Origin of the sequence: uncultured Erythrobacter sp., assembly GCF_947502395.1 — a bacterium.
Classification (GTDB): Bacteria; Pseudomonadota; Alphaproteobacteria; order Sphingomonadales; family Sphingomonadaceae; genus Erythrobacter.
Genome location: NZ_CANMZM010000001.1, coordinates 148,515 through 172,818, shown reverse-complemented (window position 1 = coordinate 172,818; position 24,304 = coordinate 148,515). Strand labels below are relative to the sequence as shown.

Sequence of the window (24,304 nt, the reverse complement as noted above, 5' to 3'; positions counted from 1 at the left end):
GTCTCACGTTGAATCCAGTTAGCCAGGCCTGATCGGAAAGCTTGCCGCAATTCCCGGAGGTCGTCGAAACCCCAAGACAAATTCAAAAGCGTTTCTCAAAAAGAATCTCAATAACCACTAAACATTCCTTCGGATCGGTGGATGGTAGCAAAGAAGAGGAAGTAATATTCCGATTTCTTACTCACAAATTCGCTCTCAAAGGTTCAATGGATGGTCGCGATTTTCACCGGGTTCGGTGCAGGCGTAGAACGTGGTTCAACTAACATTCTGGGTGGCGCAGGCCAACTAGGCGGTGCTGGCATCGGCAGAGGCGGAGAGAACGTCTCTGTCAACGCTGCTACTGGCAACCTAGTCATCTCGCGGCGCGATGAGTTTCTAACCGGCGTTGGTCCCGATGCCGCGGTCTCACGCAGTTACAATAGCCTTGTCCACACCAGCGACCGGGACAATGGTGACCAATGGCAACAGTCGACCACCAGGCGTATCTTCGCCGTCCATGGTGATGAAAACACTGACGGCAGCACCGTGCAGAGATTGGGTGCTGATGGATCGGTCATCAACTACAAATACTCGGTGCGCGACGGCGAGCTAGCCTATTGGGCGATTGACGGAGCTGGTGCGCATGATCGGCTCGACTTCGATGGGTCGCGTTGGACTTGGACGGATGGGGACAGCCTCACTCGTGAGGTCTACGAAGCGACTGTTGAGGTAGTCGGAGAATATCGCCTTTCTGAGCTATTCGATGTGAACGGCCAAAAGCTGACCTACAGATATGAGGATGGTAGTGATCGCCTGCATCGCATCGAGACCCAGAATGGCGATTGGCTCGAATACACTTGGAATGACGACAAAACTCGCATCACGCAGATCGTCAGCAGCTACATCAAGATAGATGAGGAGGAGGTCGGTGAGGCAGCGGTCGGCACTCGCCTTTATCAGTATCGTTCAGCCTATGAGTATGACGCGCAAGGGCGGCTGAGCCAGGTCACGACCGATCTGACTCCTGAGATTCGCTCGGCCGACGATCATGTGTTTGATCATGATCAGCAAAGCAGTGACCTGTACTCGATCAATTATCAGTATGTGGATGCGACCAGCAATCTGGTCAGCAAGATCTCGCAAAGCGACGGGTCCGAGCTTTCGATCACATACACTGCAGATGGCCGAATTGAGACGCTGACGCAGAAGGTCGCAAGGCCGGGGCAAACCAACCCTCCAGCAGACCGAGTGACCAGCCTCGCCTATCACGTTGGCTACACTGAGGTGACGGGACCTGATGGGACGAAAACCAGGCTCGACTATGATGCGGGTGGTCGCCTGCTCCAAATTACAACAACCGCTCCGCAAACGGGCGCGCTCCCGCAAATCCGCCAGTTTGAATATGACGCGGACGGGAATGTCATAAGGGTTATTGAAGGCGACGGGAATGCGCCTGATCCCACGGCGCTTGGCGGCGGGCTCGATGTGGACGCCATTGATGGCGGCGGTGGGACACCTGTTGCTGCATCACCGCCAACTTTTGCCTCGACGGGTCGCGGTGAGAATGAGGTCAGTGGGGAGCCATGGCCTGAGGACCCTAACGGTGCCGTTCCCGATGATGGAACGCTTCCTGCTGGCTGGACCGGTTGGGGGCGTCACGAGACGACCTGGGAGCAGACGACGGGTCCCTATGCTGCTGCTGACTCCAACAACACAGTCGCGCTCAATCTTAGCAATATCAGTGGGAGTGCCAATGGCGGCAATGCCTACTTGAGCGAGCGTATGACGCTTGATGCCGCAAAGTCATACGAATTCACCGCCTACTTTCAGAAGGATACTGATAACGATTTCAGGATCCGCCTTCAGCCTGGGAATGGGGACAGTCTGGGGTACGCCAGCCATGGGGGCGATAATCCCTACCCCAGGTTTGTTGATATCAACACAAGTTCGAACAATGTCTTCGAAACGGGCAAGTGGTACAAGATGGTGGGCTATGTTCTTTCTGCAGGGACAGAGCCGATCGGTTCGACCAAACTTGGCGGTGTCTATGACATAGAAACTGGTCAGAAGGTGCACAATGCCGCCGCCTTCATCTGGAGCGACAACCGGACTTCCGACCAATTGGATATCCAATTGGTCACATCCCACCATACCGGTATCGGCGAGAGCGTGCGGGCGCTGACATGGAAACCGGAGGTGCGCGAGGTTACATTAGACAGCGCAATCCTCACCGATGACGACACGCTCGATATCGCTGTCGATGCAGAGCTGCTTGGTTTTGAGACCGGCCAGGATCCTCAGCAAGGCGCCTCAGGTTCTAACTCTGATCCCGGACAGAATTCGCCAACTGGCACCATAACCGGCGCTTCAACCATCGCGTACAGCTCGGCGAGCCGGGAGGCACGGTTCACTTACGATGAGAATGGCAATGTTGTTTCGACCACCGATGCCACCGGTCGGACCATCATCAATGAGTATGATGACAACAATAATCTGATCCGTAGTTCGGAGCTATTTTCCGATCTCTTGTCGCATCCGCGCGAGTTTCTGACTCAGTGGCAAAATGGCTCGCCTGAGGATGCATCAGACCTCCTTAGCGACTGGACGCTTCAGGATGGAGTCGCCACTCAGGCAACCAACGGTTATGTTTGGGCTGGCATCAACCCCAAATCAGTGATCCGGGCGCAAGCTGGAAGTTACTACACCGTCTCGGCCGAGGTTAAGATAGAGGGGGCGACCTACGATGAAACGATCGGGTCCCCCTTCGGACTAGGCTTCATTACACTGAATGACAGCTACGGCCAGGTTGCACATTCTGCCAATTGGCCCAGTGCAGATTTCACAACCAGCAAGTTATTAGACACCGGCTGGGTACGGATTGATTATGCCTACAAGGCGACTGATGCTGACAAGTATCTACGCCCAACTTTCTATCGTGGCCCCTCGCTCAGCGGTGATGGCACGATCTCGATCCGCAATTTCAGCGTAAACTCCGGAAGCGTTGAGAGCACGATTGCAAGAGACTGGGATCGCTTTGCCGACATCACGACAAAGCCGCTCGAAACGCTTTCCCATGGCGCTGAAGGTGCACCCGATGAGGTGCCACCAGTGGGAGATTATTGGACCTTCGACAATGGGGTTGCCTCGAAAGCGACCGGAACGAACGTCTGGGGTGGGATAGGCGCGCGTGAACTGATCACAGCTGAAGCAGGCAAATCCTATACCGTCTACGCTGATGTCAAAATCGATGGCGCCGCGTATGACCCTTCCGAGGGCGCGCCCGTCGCAATCGGTTTCTTGACCCATGATGAGAACTTCGATCGGGTTTCTCACGAGGGGCTTTGGCCTTCAGCCAGCTTCACCGCCAACGAATTGCTCGACAAAGGCTGGGTGAGACTTGAATACACTTTCACCGCCACGGCGGGTCACAAATTCCTGCGCCCACATTTCTACCAGCGCGACGCGTTAGGTGGAGATGGCACGCTTTCCATTCGCAATTTTCACGTGGTGCCTTCCTATGAGGTTTCGGCTGGCCGAAGCGTCGAACAGACACGCTTCGTTTATGATAGCCACAACAGGCTGCGGTACGAAATCAGCGCAGAAGGCAATGTCGTCGAACATCGCTACAATGACCTCGGTCAGCTGCGCCACTCGATCGAGTATCCCGAGCATCTCTTCACCGGCACGGCCCCAACTCTAAGCCTCAGCGAGATGGACGCTTGGCGTGACGGCTTGAGCGATCGCTCGAGCACCAAGATTGTCCGCTACGGCTACGACGCTCGCGGAGCCATGACCTTCGCGCGTAACTATGGTGCCGCGACGGTCAGCGGCGATGTTTCCGAAAATGAAGGCATAAGCGCCTCTTACTACACATATGACCAGACTGGTCAGCTGATCGAACGACATCAGCGCCACGAGCAATCCGAGTTCTTCGTTTATGACGGGCTCGGCCGGCTAGTCGCTTCAACGGACTTGGCGGGCGAGACGACAACCATTGTCTTTGACGATGCTGAGACAACAACCGAGATCACGACCAGCTCTGGCGGCGCAACTCTGAGGACTTTCAATAAGGCGGGTGAACTCGTCGATCAGACCACATCCGGCAACTTAGACCTCACCGGGACGTCATCGTATCAATATGACAGCATGGGCCGTTTGCGAGTCTCGACCGATGAAACGGGTGTTGAGAATTACTACGTCTTCGACAAGCTGGGTCGAAAGATCGCTGATGTTAACGAAGTTGGAGACCTCGTCGAATATCGTTACGATGAGCTTGGTCGCGTGATTGCCAGTGTAAGGTACATCAACGGGGTAAATTCCACCAGTCTGGCGTCCTTAAAGGACCCTAACAACACCCTTCAGATCGCCAATATCCGGCCGGGAAGCCACGGCTTAGATGTATGGGGCTGGAATGTGTATGATGCCAAAGGCCTCATTATCCAGTCGATTGATGGCAAAGGCGGAGTCGTCAGGTTTGAGTATGACGGCTCAGACAATCTCGTAAGAACCACCAATTATTACAATACATTAACTGACGCCCAGGTCGGTTCATTCAAAGCCACTGCGCCCACTTCACTCATACTGCCAACAGAGCATGAGAATGACGTTGTGAGCCGCGCCTTCTACGACCTTTCTGGCCGCCTCGTAGGCGCGCTTGATGGCGAAGGCTATCTGACAGAAACGGTTTATGATGCGGCAGGGCAAAAGATCGAAGAGATCGCCTATGCTCAGCTGACCGATCCAGCATTGCGCAATATTGGCGAGTTCAGTGCACTGCGATCAACCGCCGCGCCGAGTTCTCCCTCCAACCGCAGTGCGCACTTTGTCTATGATGGCCAAGGTCAAATCCGCTACACTGTCGACGCCTTGGGGCAGGTCTCGAGCATGTCCTATAACGAAGCCGGTCGGCTTGTTGAGACAACAGTTCACGCCACTGCGATTTCCGATGGCGACTACACCTACGATGCCGTGAAGGCGAAAGTCGGCGCAATTGCAAACGCCAACACTGACCGCACCAGCACGACGACCTACAATGATCGCGGCCAGGTTGAGTCTACAACCGACGCCGTAGGACTGACAACGACCTTTTCCTATGATACTCAAGGGCTTGTCAAAAAGGTGGTCGCTGGTTCGGGCAGCGACGCGCGTACGACACGATATTGGCATTCGAGCCAAGGCGTACTGAAATTCTCGGTCGATGCCGAAGGCTACGTAAGACGCTACGATTACGACAATGAAAACCGGCTGACCCGCGAGATCAGTTGGTCGAACAAGGTCAATGCCACCGATTCAACAAGCAACGGCGATATCAATTCGATGGCCAGCAATGCTGGCAGCTGGACTGATGTTCGCTACAGTTATGACACGGCTGGTCGTCGAAATTCCATGTATGACGGTGAGAGTAATCGCACAGTCTGGAAGTTTCACCGAACAGGCCAAACCAACAGCGAGTTTGTAGGCTACACCAATAATGATGGAGCGGCAACAGACCGTAGCAGGACCTTCTACGGGTATGATGCCGCTGGTCGACTGGCTCATAAATCGCTAGGTTTCGAAGCTATTGAGCGAGCCGATACACATTACTATTACGACGGCATCGGCAATATCAGTTCCGTGGAAGATCCCAACGGAAACATTACAACATTCACCTATGACGAACGCGGCCGTGTCCTAACAGAAACGAACCCCGAAGGCGGCGTAACAGCCTACGAATACAACGCTTTTGGTGAAGTGGTGAAGGCAACCGATCCACGCGGAAACAGCACTTACTCATACTACGACAGCCTTGGCCGGGTCACCCATGTCGTGGATGCTGAAAACCACGTGACCGAAACCGCCTACACGACCTTTGGCGAGGTGGAGAGCGTCACCCGGTACGAAAATAGGGCTGGCGGGATGCCAACAGTCTCCCGCATGCCAAGCATCGTTTATGAGGCGAGCCAAGATGCCACGACCACCTTTGCTTATGACCAAGCGGGTCGGTTGGAGCGCACGACCGATGCTGAAGGCTTTGTAGAGACTTACAACTACAACACTTTTGGCGAGCGGATTTCCCTGACCGGCAAATCTGAGACATCGAATAACGTTGATGGTTCGGACAACATCACCACCTACATCTATGACAAGCGTGGCCTTTTGGTGGCGGAGGTCATGCCTATCGCCGCCTACAACAGCCAAGGCGTCCCGCAATCTGCAAAAATCGGGAACGCTTACAGGTTTGATGCACGTGGCAATCGCGTCGAGATGATCGAGGCGCTTAAGCTGGACGGCAGCGAGACGGCGATTGAAATTGCGCAGCTCTTTGATCTCGAAAACACTCAGGCATTCGACAATGCCGAGCTCAGTGAAACCCGCCGGACCGCTTACATCTACGATGACGCCAATCGCCTTATCGAAACTCGAGGGCAGGCGCGGAAGGTCTTTGAACAAGAAACGCACAAACAGCTAAACGCTGCTTATGTACCCAAAGAGTCTATTGCCTACGATGCCCGCGGCAACGTTAGCAGCACGATTGATGCCTCGGGTGCGAGGACACTGTTTTTCTACGATGATCTGGATCGCAAGGTTGTGGAGATAGATGCGCTAGGCACCTACACAGCTTACGAATACGACAAGAACAGCAACGTCAAACGTATTGAGATTTTCGACGCGCAGATAACTCAGAGCCAGCTTGCCGGTATTGGCGACGGTGGCGCCCAAGGCGAAGCTCCAGGCGCGCCTCAAGGTGTCTCCCGAGTGACCGAGTTCGATTACGACAAGCTCAACCGGATGTCGAAAAGTTCGGTCGTGCTTGAAACCGATTACCGCACGGGCCATTTTGTAGATGGCAGCGGTTGGTCCAATGATGAAACAGGATCGCTTGACACTTTCTATCAATATGACGCGAACGGCAATGTCGTCAAAACGACCGATCCCGAAGGCAATGAGACCTTCGCCTATTATGACACGCTCGGGCGCAAGACCGCACAGGTCGATGCAGAGGGCTATGCGACCAAATGGACGTATGACTCAGAAGGCAATGTCCTCACCGAAACGCAGGCTGCCGATGTAATAACAAATCCGATTGTCGGCACAGTGCCAAACATCGCAAGCTCTGGCGATGATCGGATCACCGAATATTCCTATGACGAGGTTGGTAATCGACTGACCGAGAAGCGACTGGGCATCGAGGTTTACGACAAGGTCGCTAACAATGGCACGAACATCACGCTCGATGGCGAGGTCGCCTACACTTACAACGGTCTGGGGCAGGTTCTGACCAAGACCGAGGCAACAGCAGATGTTGAAGGGTATCGAACGGCCGACTCGATCACCTATGCCTACGATGATGGCGGGCGGCTCGAATATGAGGAGCGCTCCTCCTTTGTCGGCCATACCGGAACGACCGTTACACCTCGCGTCGACTACGCATATGATGGCCTTGGCAACCTCGCTCAATCGGTCGCGGCCGGCGCTGCTGGCGTTGCAGAACGCGTCACACGATACGAGTACAACAAGGGCGGCCTGCTATCAAAGACGACAGACGCGCAGAACAATGTCCGCGAATATTTCTATGACAAGAGCGGGCGACAAATCGTTGAGGAGTATTCTCGCTCCGGGCAAAAAGAAGCTTCGCTTACCAAGTTTGACCTGCTGGGCCGAGTGGTCGAGCAGAAGCAGGCTCGCTGGGATGGTCCAACCAACTCATGGGATGTCAACAGCAGCTCCGGCGCGGACGATGGGCTTGCATCGCAAACCGAATACAACGCTTTTGGCGACGTCACTCGTGCGGGTGTGAATGGACTCTGGCAAACCGAAAACAAATTTGATCAGGCCGGCCGCATGTGGGCCACCAATGCGGGCGATGGGGTCTGGAAGTTCTTCGGCTACGACAAAAACGGCAACCAGACCGCGGCTATCACCACCGCAGGGGCTGACCTAACTGCTATTGCAGCAAACGATCAGTTTAACTTTTCAGATTTCTCGGGAGACCTAGCGGTCACCCACCCCGAAGTGAACGGTACATACACAGTCTATGATGCCCGCAACATGGCCGTACAAGTGCGCGAAGAGGGGCGACAACTTCGAGAGAATTGGGCTCAAAATCTCGACACCTTCCGCTCCTACAATGCCTTTGGTGAAGTGATCAGCGAAACCGATGCTCGCGGTTCAACGCTAACTTATACCTACAACACGATGGGCCGGATGATCCGCTCGGAAAGCCCGGTCGTGAGCATAACGCATGTGGACGGCTCAACTCAACTCGTCCGCCCCGCTGAAGATTTCCACTACGATCTCTCTGGCCGACTTGTTGCCCAGCAAGACGCAAATGGCGCGTATACTATCGAAGTTCGGAATGAGAATGGCGAAACTCTACATTACAGAAAGGCCAATAACGAAGGAAACCTGACCCGCCTCAAGCTGCTCGCAGGCACCGGCTACAACGGCAGTGAGGCATTGGTCACCCAAACGATTGCAGAAGATGGCGGTATCGTGAGAACCGCGTTCGACGTGCATGGCGACGCGCGAAAGATAACCGACCAAATTGGTCGTGTCATGACCAAGGCCTATGATGATTTGGGCCGAGTGACTGAGATCAGCCACGCAGGTGGTCTCGTTGAGAAGATGACCTATGACAGCCTTGGTCAGGTTCTGACACGTCAGAATAATCACTACGGACCCAACAACAAACAGACCACAGACTACGATTTGCAGGGCCGCGTGGTCAGCACCCGCGCATTTGGCGGTGACATCACCGACACCGAATACAGCTGGAATGCAGCGATCAGTGGTATCGGACTGAATACCTTTGGCGGATGGGTCCAGACCACGACCTATGAAAACACGCGAACACTCGTCCGGCATATGGATATCTACGAGAGGGAAACGCGCAAAACTGATCTCAGCGGTGAAGACACATCATACACCTATGATCTCGCAGGACGCCTAACCGGCCTGACCGCCCGAACCACAACTATCAACTACAACTATTACAACACCGGGCTGGTCAAGACTCACATCAAATCTGACAGTGTGGTTTCAACTCAGACCGTTCTTGAGACGCGCTTTGGGTACAATGAGACGGGTGATCTGGTTTCTGAAAAGCTCTCACGCACCACCAATCAAGGACCGCTGACCTACAACTACACCCACCCGACAGACCTTGCTCGCAATGGTGACCCGCTCTTGTTCAAGCTGTTCGACGATAGCGGGCTTGACCAGGATGGTGATCCAATCACTTTGGTGGGATTCCAAGTCTATAATGCTGCGGGTGAAGCCATTTCAGCGAATGCTGGATCGGTCACCGTCACGCAATCTGGTGACAATTATCTGGAGATAACACCAAACGGAAATCTTGGCCTTGTCCGGATTGAATACACACTTCGCGATGACCGCAATCAGACCGCTGTTGGTTCGATCACCCTAAGTGTGGCCAGCACTCCGCCAGTAGCGAATCCTTACGGCATAATTAGCACCGACACTGGCTCATACGTTGATGTCCATGCGACGGACCTGGCGAACGATCCTGATGGCGGACCTCAGCCGCTCAAGTTTGTGCGCTCCCAAGTGAGTTACACGCCAAATGCCGGGATCGAGATCGAATGGCTCAACAACGATCAAACGATGCGCGTTCGCGGCGTGACGCCCACCACTACGTCCCTTCCAAACGACCCATTTGACGATCCATTTGACGATCCTAACCTCGACGACTTTGTGCCTTTCCTCTCCTGGACGATAACCGATGGCGCGGCGAGTGTCTCCGGGCAAACAGTGGTTGAGGTTAGTCAGGGTGCAATTGGCCAAAATGATACGGCTAATTTGAGTTACCGCGGAACCGCCCTGGTCAATGTTTTGGCGAATGACATTGTCGCGAGCGGCCGTTCAAAGACACTGGTCTCTGTCTCCTCATCCAATTCATCGAATTTGGAAGCTCGGATTGAGAACAATCGGCTTCGCCTGACGCACAAATCCGGTGGTGCCGGCAGTTACACAGTAAACTACAGCTTCTCTGATGGCGTGGCGACCCGAAGTGCCACAGTTTCTGTCACTGTTGCAGCAAACAAAGCACCGACTGCAGGCAGTTATAACCTAGAGCTTGCTCGCCAAGGCTCCACTTCCCGGCAGGTCATTTTTGGCCAAGATGCTGACGGTCACAGTGTCTCAATTGTCAATGTAACGGTCTTGGACGGCCGAGGCGGCGAGCTCAATGCTTCGGTTAGCGGCAACAGCATCGCCATCACGCACATCTCTGACAATGGAACCTACCGGGTTCGTTACCAGTTGCGCGATCAGTATGGCGCAACCAGCGGCTATGGGTACATCACTGTCAACGTTGCCAATATTCCCCCGGCAGCGAAGAACTATGGCGTGATCCAGACAGACACTGGCGCTTACGTCGACATCAACGTCTCAGATCTCGCAAGCGACCCTGACGGTGCGCCAGAGCCGCTGAAATTCGTGCGGTCTATGGTGGGTTTCCCATCGGATGCTGGGGTCCAGATCCAATGGCTCAATGGCGATCGCACGATGCGGGTTCGCGGCGTCTTCATGACACCGAATTTGGTAAAGATCAGTGATTACCCTGAGCCGGAATGGGTTCCCTACAAGGCGTTCATTTCTTGGGGAGTAACTGACGGAAAATCGACGACTTCAGGTCAGACGCAAGTCAAGGTGAGCCAGGGCGCTATTGCCAACCCGGATTCAGCGACCCTCAATTACCGCGGGACCAAGCTGGTCAATGTATTGTCAAATGATGTGGCAGCAAGCAATCGTTCGAAGACGCTAACGGCTGTTTCGTCAAACTCCTCGAACCTTGGCGTCCAGATCCAGAATAACTCTATTCGCCTGACCCACAATTCCGGGTCCGCAGGAAACTATACGGTAACCTACAGTTTCACTGATGGAGTCTCGACACAGACTTCGACCGTGGCCGTAACGGTCAACGCCAACCGCGCGCCGACCGCGAACGATTATTCGGTTACCCTCGGACGCAATGCGTCCACCTCGCGTCAGGTGATCTATTACAACGATCCTGATGGTCACAGCGTTTCGATCAACAACATCAGCGTCCTCGACGGAAGAGGGGGAGAGTTCACTGCAAAGGTCGACAGCGATACAAGAAAGATCAGACTGACGCACGTCTCCGGTCATGGCACTTATAAAGTGCAATACCGACTCAAGGATCAATTCGGCGCTTACAGCCCGTACAAGAGAATTACAGTCACGGTCGCCGCCCCTTCCAATCGCGCTCCGATCATCAGCAACACAAACATCACGGTTAACCGAAGCAATCTTATACGCGACGGTGTCTACTCGTTCGGCCTTGCACAATACCTGACTGATCCCGACGGTGACACAGTACGCATCAAGCCTGGCTCGGTGAGCACACCCAATCCTTCTTTCTTCGGTGCCAGCGGCTCGGGAACCAGTATCAATTTCTGGGCCAGGGGCGGCTCTGGATCGGCTGTGGTATCTTACACAGTTGAAGATCAAAAAGGCGGAGAAGCAAGTGGTCAGATAACCTTCAACTTTACTGTCGCCCAAACGGGTGGAATCAACCTATCCGCTCCTACAGGCGGGTCAATTTCGTCGGCGACATCGCTCGAGCTGGGTTCCATTTCTGCTGCGTCCGCACAAAACGCCAGTCCCACAATCATCGATGTATCAACCGGCACACCGACCAATGGCGGTGGCTCTGGCACGGGTACGATTGATGTTGACTGGGGCCCAGGCGGAGTGGGCGGCATCACAGGCGGTAACTACACTCCCAACACTGGTGTCTTGCGCAATTCAACCGCGACATATGACGCGCTTGGGCGCTTGACCAATTGGAATGAAGCGGGCGGCGTGAACACCCCCGCGGCCAGCAAGCAGCTCTATTACGATGCCAACAGCAATATTCGCAGAAGCGTTTCTGACTACGCGGTGCTCAGCCCTCAGGGCGGTGAGAGCGCTACAAGACGAACGGATTACTGGTTTGCCTATGACAAGATGAACCGGGTGGTTGTCGACAAGGGGGTACAGTCCGGCAACGGTGTGGCAATCAACAATTCGCAAGGCACGCGCTTTGAATGGGACGCGGCCGGTCAACGCAAGCACACGATTTACAACCAAACCAGGACTGTCACATTTAATGGCGCGCTACTTGGCGATATCTTGGGCGGACCTCCTCCGCCTGGCGCTGATACATACACTTGGGTTCAAGAAACCAAGGAGGCGTACACCTACAACGATGCAGGTCAGGTCGAGCGGATTACACTGCGCGAAGACAATCCCGAGCCATTGTTCTACGACCCACAGTCCGGTTGGTATGTTGACCTCAATCCGAGCTCCCGCAAGCTGAGCGAAATGAACTACAACCTGCTGGGCCAACAAACCTTGCAGCAAGATTTTGCACGCAACTCTAGTACCAACGCGGTCTTCAGCCAGAGCACAGCGTACAATTCGAGCAACGGACGCGTCACCCAGACCATCACCGATACAACACGCAACGGTGATGATCAGCGAGCGGTTACCACATATTACTATGGCTCATTCGGCTCGCACGTGCTCACCGCTCGCGATGTACCTACTGGCAACGTCACCGGAACCATAACGACGACATCGGGCGATGATGTTCCGACCAAGACCTCAGAGACGATCAACAGCTACACATTCTACGACAACGCCGTCCAAAACGGCGTTCGTCACACCGACAATATCAGCAATTCGAACAAGGTCACGACGACCGGCTTTGTCCTCGATGGCGGCGGCAATACCCTGCGCGCAGTCATTTCCGATGCGCGCAACCGCACGGTCAACTTCACGCATGATATCTCTGGCCAAGTGATCGAACGGCGCGAGGCAGATAACCTGTCCGGCGGCGACCCACGCGATATCTACTATCGCTTTGGCGGCAAGGAAATGGGCCACATCACCAACAATGGTGGGGACTATCACCACAATTACGAGCAGTCGGTGACTGGTCGCACGAGCACGCCCGGAGACCCAAGCGAAGACGCATTCTACAACGGCTCTGAATTCGGCACAGCGCGCGGGGATTTCGACTATTCGATCAGCCGCTTCACCAGCTACAATCAGGATTCGCGCGCAGGCAGCTACACCGTGCGCAGCGGCGAGAGTCTCGCAAGCATTGCCCAACAGCAATATGGCGACACAAACCTTTGGTACCGGATTGCGCAAGCCAACGGCCTCTCAAGCGCGCAAGCCCCACTAACCGAAGGACAAATCCTGCGGCTTCCCGCAGGGGTCACCCGCTCGACCTACAACGCCTCAACCTTCCAACCCTATGATCCCTCCAAGGCTCTGGGTGACGTAAACCCAGGCGCCCCCACCCCGCCCAAGAACAAAGGCAAATGTGGGGTCTTTGGGCAGATCTTGCTTGTGGTGGTTGCGGTTGCCGTGACCGCAGTTCTGTCGCCTGTAGGCACCGCGACGTTCGGCCAGGCAGTGCTTGCGGCCGCCGGCGGCAGTCTGGCCAGCCAAGGCGTTGGTCTGGCCACCGGTATCCAGAAGAAGTTCAGCTTCAAGAGCCTTGCTCTCTCCGCAGTTTCAGCGGGTGTGACGAATGGCATTGGACCCGAAGGATTTCTTGGTGGAGCCAATGGTCTGTTCGGCAAAGGCCTAGAGGGCGCAATCGCCAGAGGAGCCTTGAGCAGCGCCATTACACAAGGCATCGGCGTAGCAACAGGTCTGCAAGACAAGTTCAGCTTTGCGGGCGTCGCGGCAGCGGGTGTTGCGGCAGGAGTTGGTAACTTGCTTGGCGGTAAGCTCAAACCGCTTTCGGGCGACGGAGCAGAGCGCACTCTTAAGAACATCGCAGGCCACATCGCCGTTGGCGCAGCGCGCTCCATTGCCAGCGCCGCCACGCGGTCGGCGATCGAAGGTTCAAGCTTCAGCCGCGCGCTACAAGCAGGCCTGCCAGATGTGATCGGACAAGTCGTCGGGCAGGCAATTGGGGGAGCTTTGACCGGACCTCCTTCCGACCAACTTGAAACCGACCCTGTTGCTGATTCTGTTTCTCAACAGAGAAGTCGGCTCAACCAGAATGATCCTCAGAGTCTAGCCGCGTTTGATAGATTGGTTGAAGGTGGAGCCTCTCTGCAACTTGCGTTCGATTTCGCCTCACGTGGCACTGCTGGTCTGATCCGCTTGGAGTCATTGCTTGAAGGTGGTTTTGATGTCGTTGATTTGAGTGGGCAAGGAGATCGCGATGTCATCAAGTTCAATAATGGCACAATCGAAGCTCCTAAACCGATCCGCTCTCGGTCTGCTGAAGCTCTTCTGGTGGTGAACGACGCATCGGAGGCCATCAACGAATTCATTCAAGATCATCACATCGAGGAGATCATACTGGGCATTCAGGTGCTTGCTGGTCCTTTGGCGGCAGGCAAGAATCTTGCAGTAGCGCTTGGAGGAGAAGCACTCTTCGGGGAGATTGTCGACGATGCGGTGGACTTTGGAGCAACGCGGATCGCTTCAACAACGCTGGGTTCCGGCTCAAATCCTGAGCAATTTGATGGAGTTCGTAACCGTGATCAGGCGTTCTTTGATGAAGTCATTGAGAGCGACAGAGAGCAGGCGATTGCGCTGACTGAGACCTATCAAGGCTTGCATGGCGGTGCGAAGGCCTTGCTGGGACTGTTCGGCGTCGCGCTTGGAATTGGTGGGGCAAAAATTGGGGGCGCAAGAACTGGAGGCAAATCAGATTGGTCGCCACCTCCCCACTTTCAAAGACCCGCTAAAGAGAACGGCAATTTTATCGGCATAGAAGGCAACTCAGATTTTCGACTGTCTGATGCTCTGGCTAGTAGGCTGAACCTACCAACTGGAACAGTCGTTCCATGGCGTCGCGGAGTACCTGATTTCAGTGCTTTTGCAGTGCCTGGTCCTAAAGATCATCCCAAGGCGTTTAGCGTGCAGGGAATGACAGGTGTCCGCCGCAGAGATGACCGGCAGATAATCGCACATATTTCTAGTCAGACTGGTATGTCTCGTCAAAGCGTTAAGGACTGGCGTAGCTTGAACCAGGTTGAATTTCACCATGCTGGCGGTGATCTTGTACAAATCGTGCCGTTCCATATCCACAGAGGACTACACCATTCAGGCGGTGCGGCTGATTTAAGAAACGGGAAGTGACATGTTGGAAAACTTCATAAAGAAAAGGACGCCGTTTACCGAGGAGGGATTAAAGAAGATCGAGAAAATATGTAGCTTTGACTTACCTTTAGACTACAAGGAATTTGTAAAGATCCATGGTAATGCATTTGTCGGCGGAGTTCTGGATGATCAAGATGGAGAACCCATTGACGGATTCTATAGCGCAGATCAAATATTGCGATCTCTTGAATTGGATCCAGGTTACAAAAAAAGTAAGGCAATACCAATCGCAGACACGGCACTCGGTAATTATTGGGCTTTGGCAGATGATGGCAGCGTATATTATGAAAACTACTACGAAAAGCCCTTTAGCTCTACAAAGGTTGCATCGAGTTTCTCTGAATTCACATCCCGTATCGTTGAAGAAAGTTGGGATGATGAATAGAAGTTTTGATCAAAACGCCCCTCACTAATCGATAGGATTTTAACGCTTAGAAAGCGTCGCAAATGTCTCAAACTTTTTACCCCCACTGATCGAGGGGCAGATCCTGCGGCTTCCCGCAGGGGTCACCCGCTCGACCTACAACGCCTCAACTTTCCAACCCTATGATCCCTCCAAGGCGCTGGGTGACGTAAACCCCGGAGCCCCCACCCCGCCCAAGAACAAAGGCAAATGTGGTGTCTTTGGGCAGATCTTGCTTGTGGTGGTTGCGGTTGCCGTAACCGCAGTTCTGTCGCCTGTAGGCACCGCGACGTTCGGCCAGGCAGTCCTTGCGGCCGCTGGCGGCAGTCCGGCCAGCCAAGGCGTTGGTCTGGCCACCGGTATCCAGAAGAAGTTCAGCTTCAAGAGCCTTGCTCTCTCCGCAGTTTCAGCGGGTGTGACGAATGGCATTGGACCCGAAGGATTCCTTGGCGGAGCCAATGGTCTGTTCGGCAAAGGCCTAGAGGGCGCAATCGCCAGAGGTGCGCTGAGCAGCGCCATCACGCAAGGCATCGGCGTAGCAACAGGTTTGCGAGACAAGTTCAGCTTTGCCGGCGTCGCCGCAGCGGGCGTTGCTGCGGGCGTTGGCAACTTGCTTGGCGGAAAGCTCAAACCGCTTTCGGGCGACGGAGCAGAGCGCACTCTTAAGAACATCGCAGGCCACATCGCCGTTGGCGCAGCGCGCTCCATTGCCAGCGCCGCCACGCGGTCGGCGATCGAAGGCTCAAGCTTCAGCCGCGCGCTTGCAGCAGGCCTGCCCGATGTGATCGGACAAGTCGTCGGACAGGCAATTGGGGGAGCGATTGATGGGGGCAGTTCGAGAGCTGGCAGAGTGGCGGGCTCAACGTCCTTACCACAGGCTGCTAACCGCACCTCGATCAACCAACCTCATAAGATTGCAGCTCTAGCGGATGGGTCTGTTCCAATCGAAATTCCGTTGATTGAATTAGATCCGATTAGCACACCGACGTTGAATCTTGGCAAGGTGGCGGAGCAGACGATCCGGGCCGAGCATCAAGGGCACATCATTGTGACAGGCACCCGTTTGATCGATGTGAATGGGGCGATAGATTTGCCATACTCGCTAGATGGCACCTCCCGCCCACTTTTCAAAGCGAGAGGTCTAGAAGGTGATGCGCGTCAAAGCTATTTTGCAACAGTCGCCGTTACTCAGTCTGGCCAAGATGGCGCGATTGTAGCGAATCTAGAGCGGCAAGCGGCTAACGGAGCTGCATTTGCTGACAGGATTTATAGTGAGAATCCCGCTTGGCACCCGTTCAATCGATCGATTGCTGAGTTTTTGGGCGAAGGCGCTACCTTGGTTCCGGAAGCAGCATCGTTTTACGAAGCTGCCGCAAGCCAATTGAGTTCCCGGATTGATGGCGGCAAAGAAATTGAACTCGCTGTCCTTGCGGATACAGCGCTGTCAATTGGCGAAATATGGGTCGACACCGCATCCTTGGTGTTGGCACCAATTGCCGTCCTCGATGTGGGCTATGATTACGCGCAGGGTAGGGTAAGCACCACTGATTTAGCTTTGGAGTTTCTTCCGACACGAGCGATCGGGAAGATTGGGCGTGCAATCAGCACAAAGGTCGATGATGTGCCTCCGCTAAACGCTCGTGCGTTCAATCGCGAAAGAGTTGGACCGTGGCAGAGCCCAAATGACATCAGTATCAACACAAGTCGGGTAAATGGTGCACTCGACGCGCCTGTTGTTCGACCGATCCACAAGAATTCTTTGGATTATGTAGGCGACACTCATGTATATGCAATCAGACGCGCTGATGGTAAAATTGTAAAGATAGGTGAAAGTGCTCAAGGTACGAGAGTTGGAGATGGCGCCTCGATCCGTGGTGAAGCGCAGGCACGGGCTTTATCTAGAGAAACGGGTGTTATACATGAGAGCGAGATCAGAGCGCATTTCAATGATAAAGCCTCGGCAAGAGCATATGAGACTAAATCCATTGAAACATTCAGAAGACTCTTCGGTGCCAATTCCTTGCCGCTAAACAAGACGAACAGGTAGAATAAATGGCGCTTCCTTCAAATTCGCGTGTTCAACACAATCGGAAATTGGTCATTGCTGGCTCATCCATCACAACAGCAAAGTTAAGAGGTATGAAGAGCTTAAAAGCTGGCACGAAAGTTCAAGACGAAATTGAAGCCGAAATTGTATCATCGGGATACCTAGAAGGCGCACCGTTTGATTTCGTTGGTGTTGTTATTCGCTATGGATTTAAATTTGATCAAGAGGTCAAATTTCTTGGGCTCGACAAAAAAACCCTTTGTTACGAGGGGGCGATAGAAGTTGATGTGCAGGAGATGCTGGAATCAGATTTTGACGAACTGGTGCTCCTCTTTCGCAAGGCAGTTCTCATAGCATTGATAGCGATTGGCAAGAAATTCGATTTGCAGACCGTTCATTTGGAGCACTTGCTGGGTCAGCTTGTTGAATGAGAAGCAAGCGACTCCGGCTTATAGTAGTTATGGTTCGATTTCACGCTCGACCCAGCGGCTCAAAGCCTGCAATCATCCGAATGCACAAATCTTCCGTCGTCGCAAACCATGCCCCAAGCGCTCACTCAACACTCGCACAACCAATCGCTTCAATCGATCAAAACGCCTCTCATTAATCGATGGGATCTTAACGCTTAGACAGTGTCTCAAGTGTCTCAAACTTTTTGCCACTTTCGAAAAATGGATCCCCCTGCTACCCAGCTGACACCGAGACAAAACGCGCGCGCCCTCGCCCCGCCCCCTACTAAGCGGCGATTGAGTTTTCGCCCCTGTCGTCCTTGACGTGCACCTCGGTCACCTCTTCAGGCACTTCGTGCCTTTGCGGTCGGCCAAAGTGGAAACCCTGGAAGCACGAGCAGCCCAATTCGATCATCGCTTTGGCTTGCTCTTCGTTCTCAATGCCTTCCGCCGTCACTTCAATATCAAGCGACTGCGCAAGCGCCACGATAGCCGCCACGACCGCCTGACTGCGTGCGGAACCAGCGGCGGCAGACTGGACGAATTCGCGATCGATCTTGATCATCGAAAAGTCCATCTTGTCGATATAATTCAATGACGAATACCCGCTACCAAAATCATCGAGCGCAAACGTTACACCGAGCGCCGAGAGGCTGGTCAGCAATTGCTCAACCTGATCATCCATTTCAAGAACCAGGCTTTCTGTCAGTTCAAGAACCAGACGGTTGGGCTCCAATCCGCTGGACGCTAAAGACTGCGCCACAATGTTGAGGAATGCAGGATCGTTCATCTGCAGCGTCGAAACGTTGACCGTGAGCTTTGCGTTCTCCGTCCAACTGGCCGCGTCACTGCAAGCACTGCGCAACATCCAAGCACCAAGCCGCTCTATCAACCGTCCCTCTTCAGCGACAGGAATAAACACGCTGGGTGGAACGATGCCGCGCTCTGGGTGGGTCCAGCGCATGAGCGCTTCGTAGCAAATGACCGAGCGATCTTCGCCTTTGACGATGGGTTGATAACAGACTGATAATTGTCCGTTTTCAAGCGCCTCTTCGAGATCAGCTTCCAAGCTTGAACGATCTTCGAGCGTCTCGCGCATCTTCGGCTCGTAAACGACGCAATTGCCGCGGCCGCGATCTTTTGCCGCATAGAGCGCGAGATCGGCATTGGTCATGTGGACGCTGACATTTGCACCATCATTGATCTGCGCAAGGCCGATGGAGGCACCGATCTGGATTTCAAATCCGCCGATAACAAATGGTTCACTGACATCAGAAATGACGCAGTTTGCGAGCTTTATTGCCTCATCGATGTCCATGTCTGATGGCATGATCATCGAAAACTCATCGCCGCCCAGGCGCCCAATGATCGCTTCCTCACCAGTGGTATCGCGGAAACGCTGAGCGACTTGTGTGAGGAGGATATCTCCGGTCGCATGGCCAAAGACGTCGTTGACCTGCTTAAAGCGATCAAGGTCGATGAATGCGAGGATGGGAGCCTTTGCATGCCCCTTTCGGTCCTCAATCCTACTTTCGAGCAACGTCCGGAAGTGATCGCGGGCATAAAGCTCTGTCAAATCATCGTGTTGGATCACATGGGTGAGCTTCTCGTTCGCTTCCTTGATGCCCCGGCGGCTGCGGTTCACAGTACGGAGCGTCAGCAAAGCAGCGACGAATGCAAGGATAATCAAGATCACCAAGGCGGTGAGCATGATGACCTGGTTTTGGGCGCTGCTCAGACGTGCCTCATTCGCAGCCTTTTCAAGCGAGAGAGTCGATATCTGCAACTCGCGGTTCGCGGCATCAAACCTTGCCGCCAACAGCGCGCTGTTGGCAGTCGAGGAGAGGTTCTGCGCCTGCCCGTCAATTCGGTGAAATGCTTCGAGGTGTTGCGCTGCAACCTTGTAGTTTCCGGCCTCTGAATATACTGCATAGGCGGTCTCGTGAAAATCACGGAAGAAGGGAGAGGTCGCTTCCAGATTCTCATTTTCAAACGTTCGGCCAAGATACATTCTTGCACTGCCCATCTCACCGCGCGCAACGGCAATTTGGGCTCTCACACCATAGAGAAATGGCATCCATTGGGGTGCGCTTGCGTAAGCAATACGCAGCCCGCGCTTTACGGTTCTCTCTGCCGCATCAAGATCGCCAGCCAGATATTGCGTTGACGCGATGTTAGTCATGATCCGAGCTTCGAGCAGCGGACTGTCCATTTGCGAAGCCACATCAAGGGCGGCACGGAACTCCGCCTCGGCGGCAACCAATCGATCGAGCGCTTTGAGCGCATTCCCTGTGTTGTTGTGAGCCGATAGGGCAAGCGCTTTGTCCTCGGGAAAGACCTCATTGGCTTGCTTGTAATAGCTCAGGACTCGCTCATAGTCGCGGGCATCAGAATAGAGCGATCCGATATTCTGAAGCACAATGGCGCGGCTCCGTGCCTCGCCCAGAGCTTCATAAAGCTCGTGTGCTTGTAGGAACGAATTGAGAGCTTCGCCATATTCGCCCTGGCTGACTCGCAGTCCGGCTTCCGAGCGCAAAAGATCGGCGTGCAACTTTGAACCGTTGAAATCGAGCGTGGCTGCGTCAATCGCGCTTTCGATGATCTCAGCAGCTTCATCAGCGCGGTTCAATCGCATCAGCGCTTCGGCTTCCAGCCATTGCGCCGTCAAGCGAGCTTGCTGAGCGTCTTCGCTGTCACCTGGGTAAAGCGAAGCCGCCTCGCGGGCGTGCTTCAGAGCCGCTGCCGAATCCGCCATCATCGATGATTTGGCCTGGCCAATGGCCGCTTCGAAGGCGGCATGGTCTTCATGCTCTGCTGCCGCTGGTGATGCAGCGAGAACGACGAGCGCTGGCATGAGAAGCAGCTTCAGCTGCCTTTGTCTTCGCTTCAACATTCTCAATCCCCTACCGAGCCAGCGACCTAGGCTCCCCTTTTTCGATATTTGCACCAAGACTGCTGGCTTGGTCGGTTTAGAAGCGCAGGCTGAAATTTCCTCCAACCACGACGCCGCCTTCATCGACCGTGTCACCGGCACTTACGTAGCGACTAAAGACACCGAACTCAGAAGATCTCGTTAATGGCATTGCGTAAACTACCTCAGTCGTGATCCGGCGCTTGGTCTCGATGCCGATGGTCTGGGTCACAGGGCCCGTTTCACCGGTAAGGCGATCAATGACTTGCTCGCTGGTGAATTCCAGCGCACCTTGCTCAACCTGAAGCGGCTGAGCGACCGAGAGGCGCAACGTGTCATTGTCGGAGAACAATCCGTGCTTGGTAGCCGAGAATTGACCAGCGGTAGCCCAGACAGTGCCCGAGTTAGTAAACAGCTGCTCTCTCGAAGTCTGCGTGCGGGCACCTGTTGCCGATACGTCGATGTTGAAGCCGCTGCCAAGGTCAAACGACGCCGACACGGTAATCGCTTCAGTGCGCGAACCATTGCCGAGGAAAGCCTCGGAGCCGGTTTGCACGCCAAGCAGCGCGTTGTCTTCTTCGAGCATGGTGATTTGCGCGCCGACCGAAACGGCATCGCTGACCTTCTGCTCGATATCGAGCGTCATGGCGTTTGCCGGACGATCGCCAAGGTTCTGACGAGACAGAAGCTCCAGCGTGTTGTTCGGCGCAACATCCTGGATGTCTTCGCGGTTCTGAGAGTAGCCAACGCGTACGGTGGTGTTCTCGGCAAGCTTGTAACCGACCTGTGCGAAGGTTTCGCCCGAGGCAAGACCCAGAACTGGGTTCACACCGCCGGTGACAGGGTCATGGTCACTCATGATGCCGAAGCGATAACCAGACAGGGCCATCGCGCCTTGGCCGTGGCCGAAGGTGAACGATGCCTTGCCCGAAGGCTCGGTCAGCGTTGCTGCACCATGGACCATGCGCACTTCGCCATTAGGAGCGAACTGCGGTGCCATGGCGTCATATCGAAGCGTCCACTGCCCGCGAATTTCACCCGCATTTGAACGCAGTTCGGTGAAGCCCGGGAGGCCATCGCCGTTGGAGTCGCTACCGCCGCTGTTGATCCAGGTGCTGAAACGCTGGTTGATGTAATCTTGCAGACGCTCAAACCCGCGACCAAGCGCATTGGTGCGTTTGCCAAAGGTGAAAGTCGACACTGGGATGCTGAAGTCACGGTAGGTGTCACCGATGTTTTCATAGCCAGTGAAGAACGCGTTGTTGGTTTCCCAGTAATCCGGAATTCCTGCCGCGAGGACCTGTGACGCGTTCAAATTGGTGCCGGTCCAGTATGTACCGGCTTGCTGATACATCTTGAAGGTCATCGTATTGAAATCGAGCGGCGACTGCGATGCAGCGACATCGAGCAGACCCCAGCCATAGACTTCATCCGGGCCAGGTGCGCCAAGATCCCGAGCCGAGCGGAAGATGATCTCGCTCGATTCTTCTGGGTTGGCGGCAAGCCACGGCCAGCGATCGTGCAGCAACGCAAGAGCACCCGAGACCAGCGGCGCGGCAAATGACGTGCCCGAATGACGGGTCACGCCGCCTTGGCCATCGGAAACCAGCAGCAACTCGCCCGGTGCCACAACCGTACGCAAGTACAGCTGGTTACCAGCGTGGCACACGCCGTTGTCGAGCAGACAGCTGTCGCCCGGACGGTTGGAAAAGGAGGAAATCTCGCCGAGCGGGTTCACCGATCCAACGAAGATCGTCGACGCGCCGTTGGTGAAGTTCCATTCGATATCAGTGTTTTGTGTAACACCTTCGTTGCCACCGGCGATCACATAGACTGTATCGCTATTGATCTTCGCAATGTCCGAGCGCGCAAATAGGTCCGCGAGACCCTGTGAAGCGACCCAACCCGCCTCGCCAAGCGAGAGGTTGATGATGCTGGTGCGGCCATATTGGTTTGCGTCCAGCAAACCGCTCAGCTGCATCGCGATGATACCGTTGGCGACATGGTCCCAGCTGGTCTGCCCCTCAGCATTGAAGGGATTGTACGTCGCAATGCTGACATCAGGGGCGATGCCCATTACGCCCTCGCCATCATGTGCACCAGCGATAAGGCTGGCAACACCGGCACCGTGACCGCCTACTGGGTTATCATACCCGCCAGCCCAGACGATGTTGTTCGCAAGATCGACATCCTTGGAAAAGCTGCCATCGATAATGCCGATGATCGTATCGCGGCCATTGCCCTGAATCTGAGTGATCGCCGGGGTCCAATTGACCGCAGTCATCCAGTGATCTATTTGATCGATTCCCGAGTACTGGTTCAGCGTGTCGTGCCAATCAAGGTAGAAAGCGGCGCGTTGTTGAGGTGTCCAGCGCTCAATCACAAACTTGTCAGTCGCGCTCTTTGCTCCATGGCGGGCAAACACTGCGTTCGCGAGGACATCGAATGATTGACCCGTCTCAGCCGTGTAGGCGGCGCCAAACTGGTTTTCACCTTGGGCCACCAAATTGACCAGCGCGTTGATCATCACATCGGGTCGACCATCACGCAGAACTACACCGTTAGTAATGGTGATCGCATCGAATTGCTCTTCAATGAGGCTGATCTGCTTGGAATGGTTGCTCCAGAAATCACCGAATTGTTTCAGATGGTCAGCATCGAAAGCTACGATATCGCCATAGAAGGCATCGATATCCCCCCAGAAAGCACCGATGTCTCCGTAGAATGGGCTGATATCGCCCCAGAATGCGCCAATGTCGCCATAGAACGCACCTATATCGCCATAGAACGGATTGATGTCGCCCCAAAAGGCACCGATGTCGCCATAGAATGGGCTGATGTCACCGTAGAACGGGTTGATGTCACCGTACCGCGGTTCGATCGAGCGCAGGGTAACGGCGCCGCCTTGATCGTTTCCATGCGCAGCCGGCAGTTGCGTTGAGAGAGTCAATCCATTGCCTTCGGCTGCAGCAAATGCCTCAAGCAGGTCGCCTGGAACTGCGACCTCATCGAAGCCGCCAATGCTGCCAATCGCATTAGCACCGGTTGCCGCCTGAGCGACTTCCCCACTTACAGGCGCATTAACGCTTTCATTGCTCGCGTGGGCCGTGCCCATAAGCGATGCGATAAGCGCGATGCCTGCCGTGCTGTTTGCAAAAACCGTCTTCATAACTCTTACCCTTAGTCCCCAGATGGGGTGCAGTTGGTCGACCTCTGCACTCGTAATACGAAGGGGGAATGGGGCTTCGGTTCATGGAGATGGTTAAATTTTTAAGACGATTTCAGGCGCTTACGCGCAGCGATCTGAAGCGAGATTATGGCGGAATTTGCTCAAACTGGCGGGTCTCAAAGGTTAAACCCGAGTAAACACGATAGGG

Annotated in this window: 6 protein-coding genes; 4 read left to right on the top strand and 2 right to left on the bottom strand. The window is 54.5% G+C overall.

Annotation, left to right across the window (positions count from 1 at the left end):
- Positions 1–210 precede the first annotated feature (210 nt).
- From Q0778_RS00725 to Q0778_RS00710, 4 genes are all read left to right on the top strand, one after another.
- Entirely contained in the window at positions 211–15,096 is a 14,886-nt protein-coding gene (locus tag Q0778_RS00725; protein ID WP_298333308.1) for a LysM peptidoglycan-binding domain-containing protein, read from the top strand.
- 1 nt (position 15,097) lies between these two features.
- The gene (locus Q0778_RS00720; protein ID WP_298333306.1) at positions 15,098–15,502 is read left to right on the top strand and encodes an SMI1/KNR4 family protein; all 405 of its coding nucleotides are present in this window, start codon (positions 15,098–15,100) and stop codon (positions 15,500–15,502) included.
- Between the two features lie 259 nt (positions 15,503–15,761).
- Positions 15,762–17,567: a hypothetical protein gene (locus Q0778_RS00715; protein WP_298333304.1), complete on the top strand. Its 1,806-nt coding sequence runs from the start codon at positions 15,762–15,764 to the stop codon at positions 17,565–17,567.
- A 5-nt stretch (positions 17,568–17,572) separates the two neighbouring features.
- Complete coding sequence (locus Q0778_RS00710; protein WP_298302987.1) at positions 17,573–17,998, top strand: Imm39 family immunity protein; 426 nt, start codon at positions 17,573–17,575, stop codon at positions 17,996–17,998.
- 304 nt (positions 17,999–18,302) lie between these two features.
- On the opposite strand, the gene Q0778_RS00705 is transcribed toward Q0778_RS00710, so the two are convergent.
- A complete protein-coding gene (locus tag Q0778_RS00705) occupies positions 18,303–20,870 on the bottom strand; it encodes an EAL domain-containing protein (protein WP_298333303.1) in 2,568 nt (855 codons plus the stop codon).
- Positions 20,871–20,985: 115 nt separating this feature from the next.
- Positions 20,986–24,096, bottom strand: coding sequence for a S8 family serine peptidase (locus Q0778_RS00700; protein ID WP_298333301.1), 3,111 nt, complete (start codon positions 24,094–24,096; stop codon positions 20,986–20,988).
- Between the last annotated feature and the right edge of the window lie 208 nt (positions 24,097–24,304).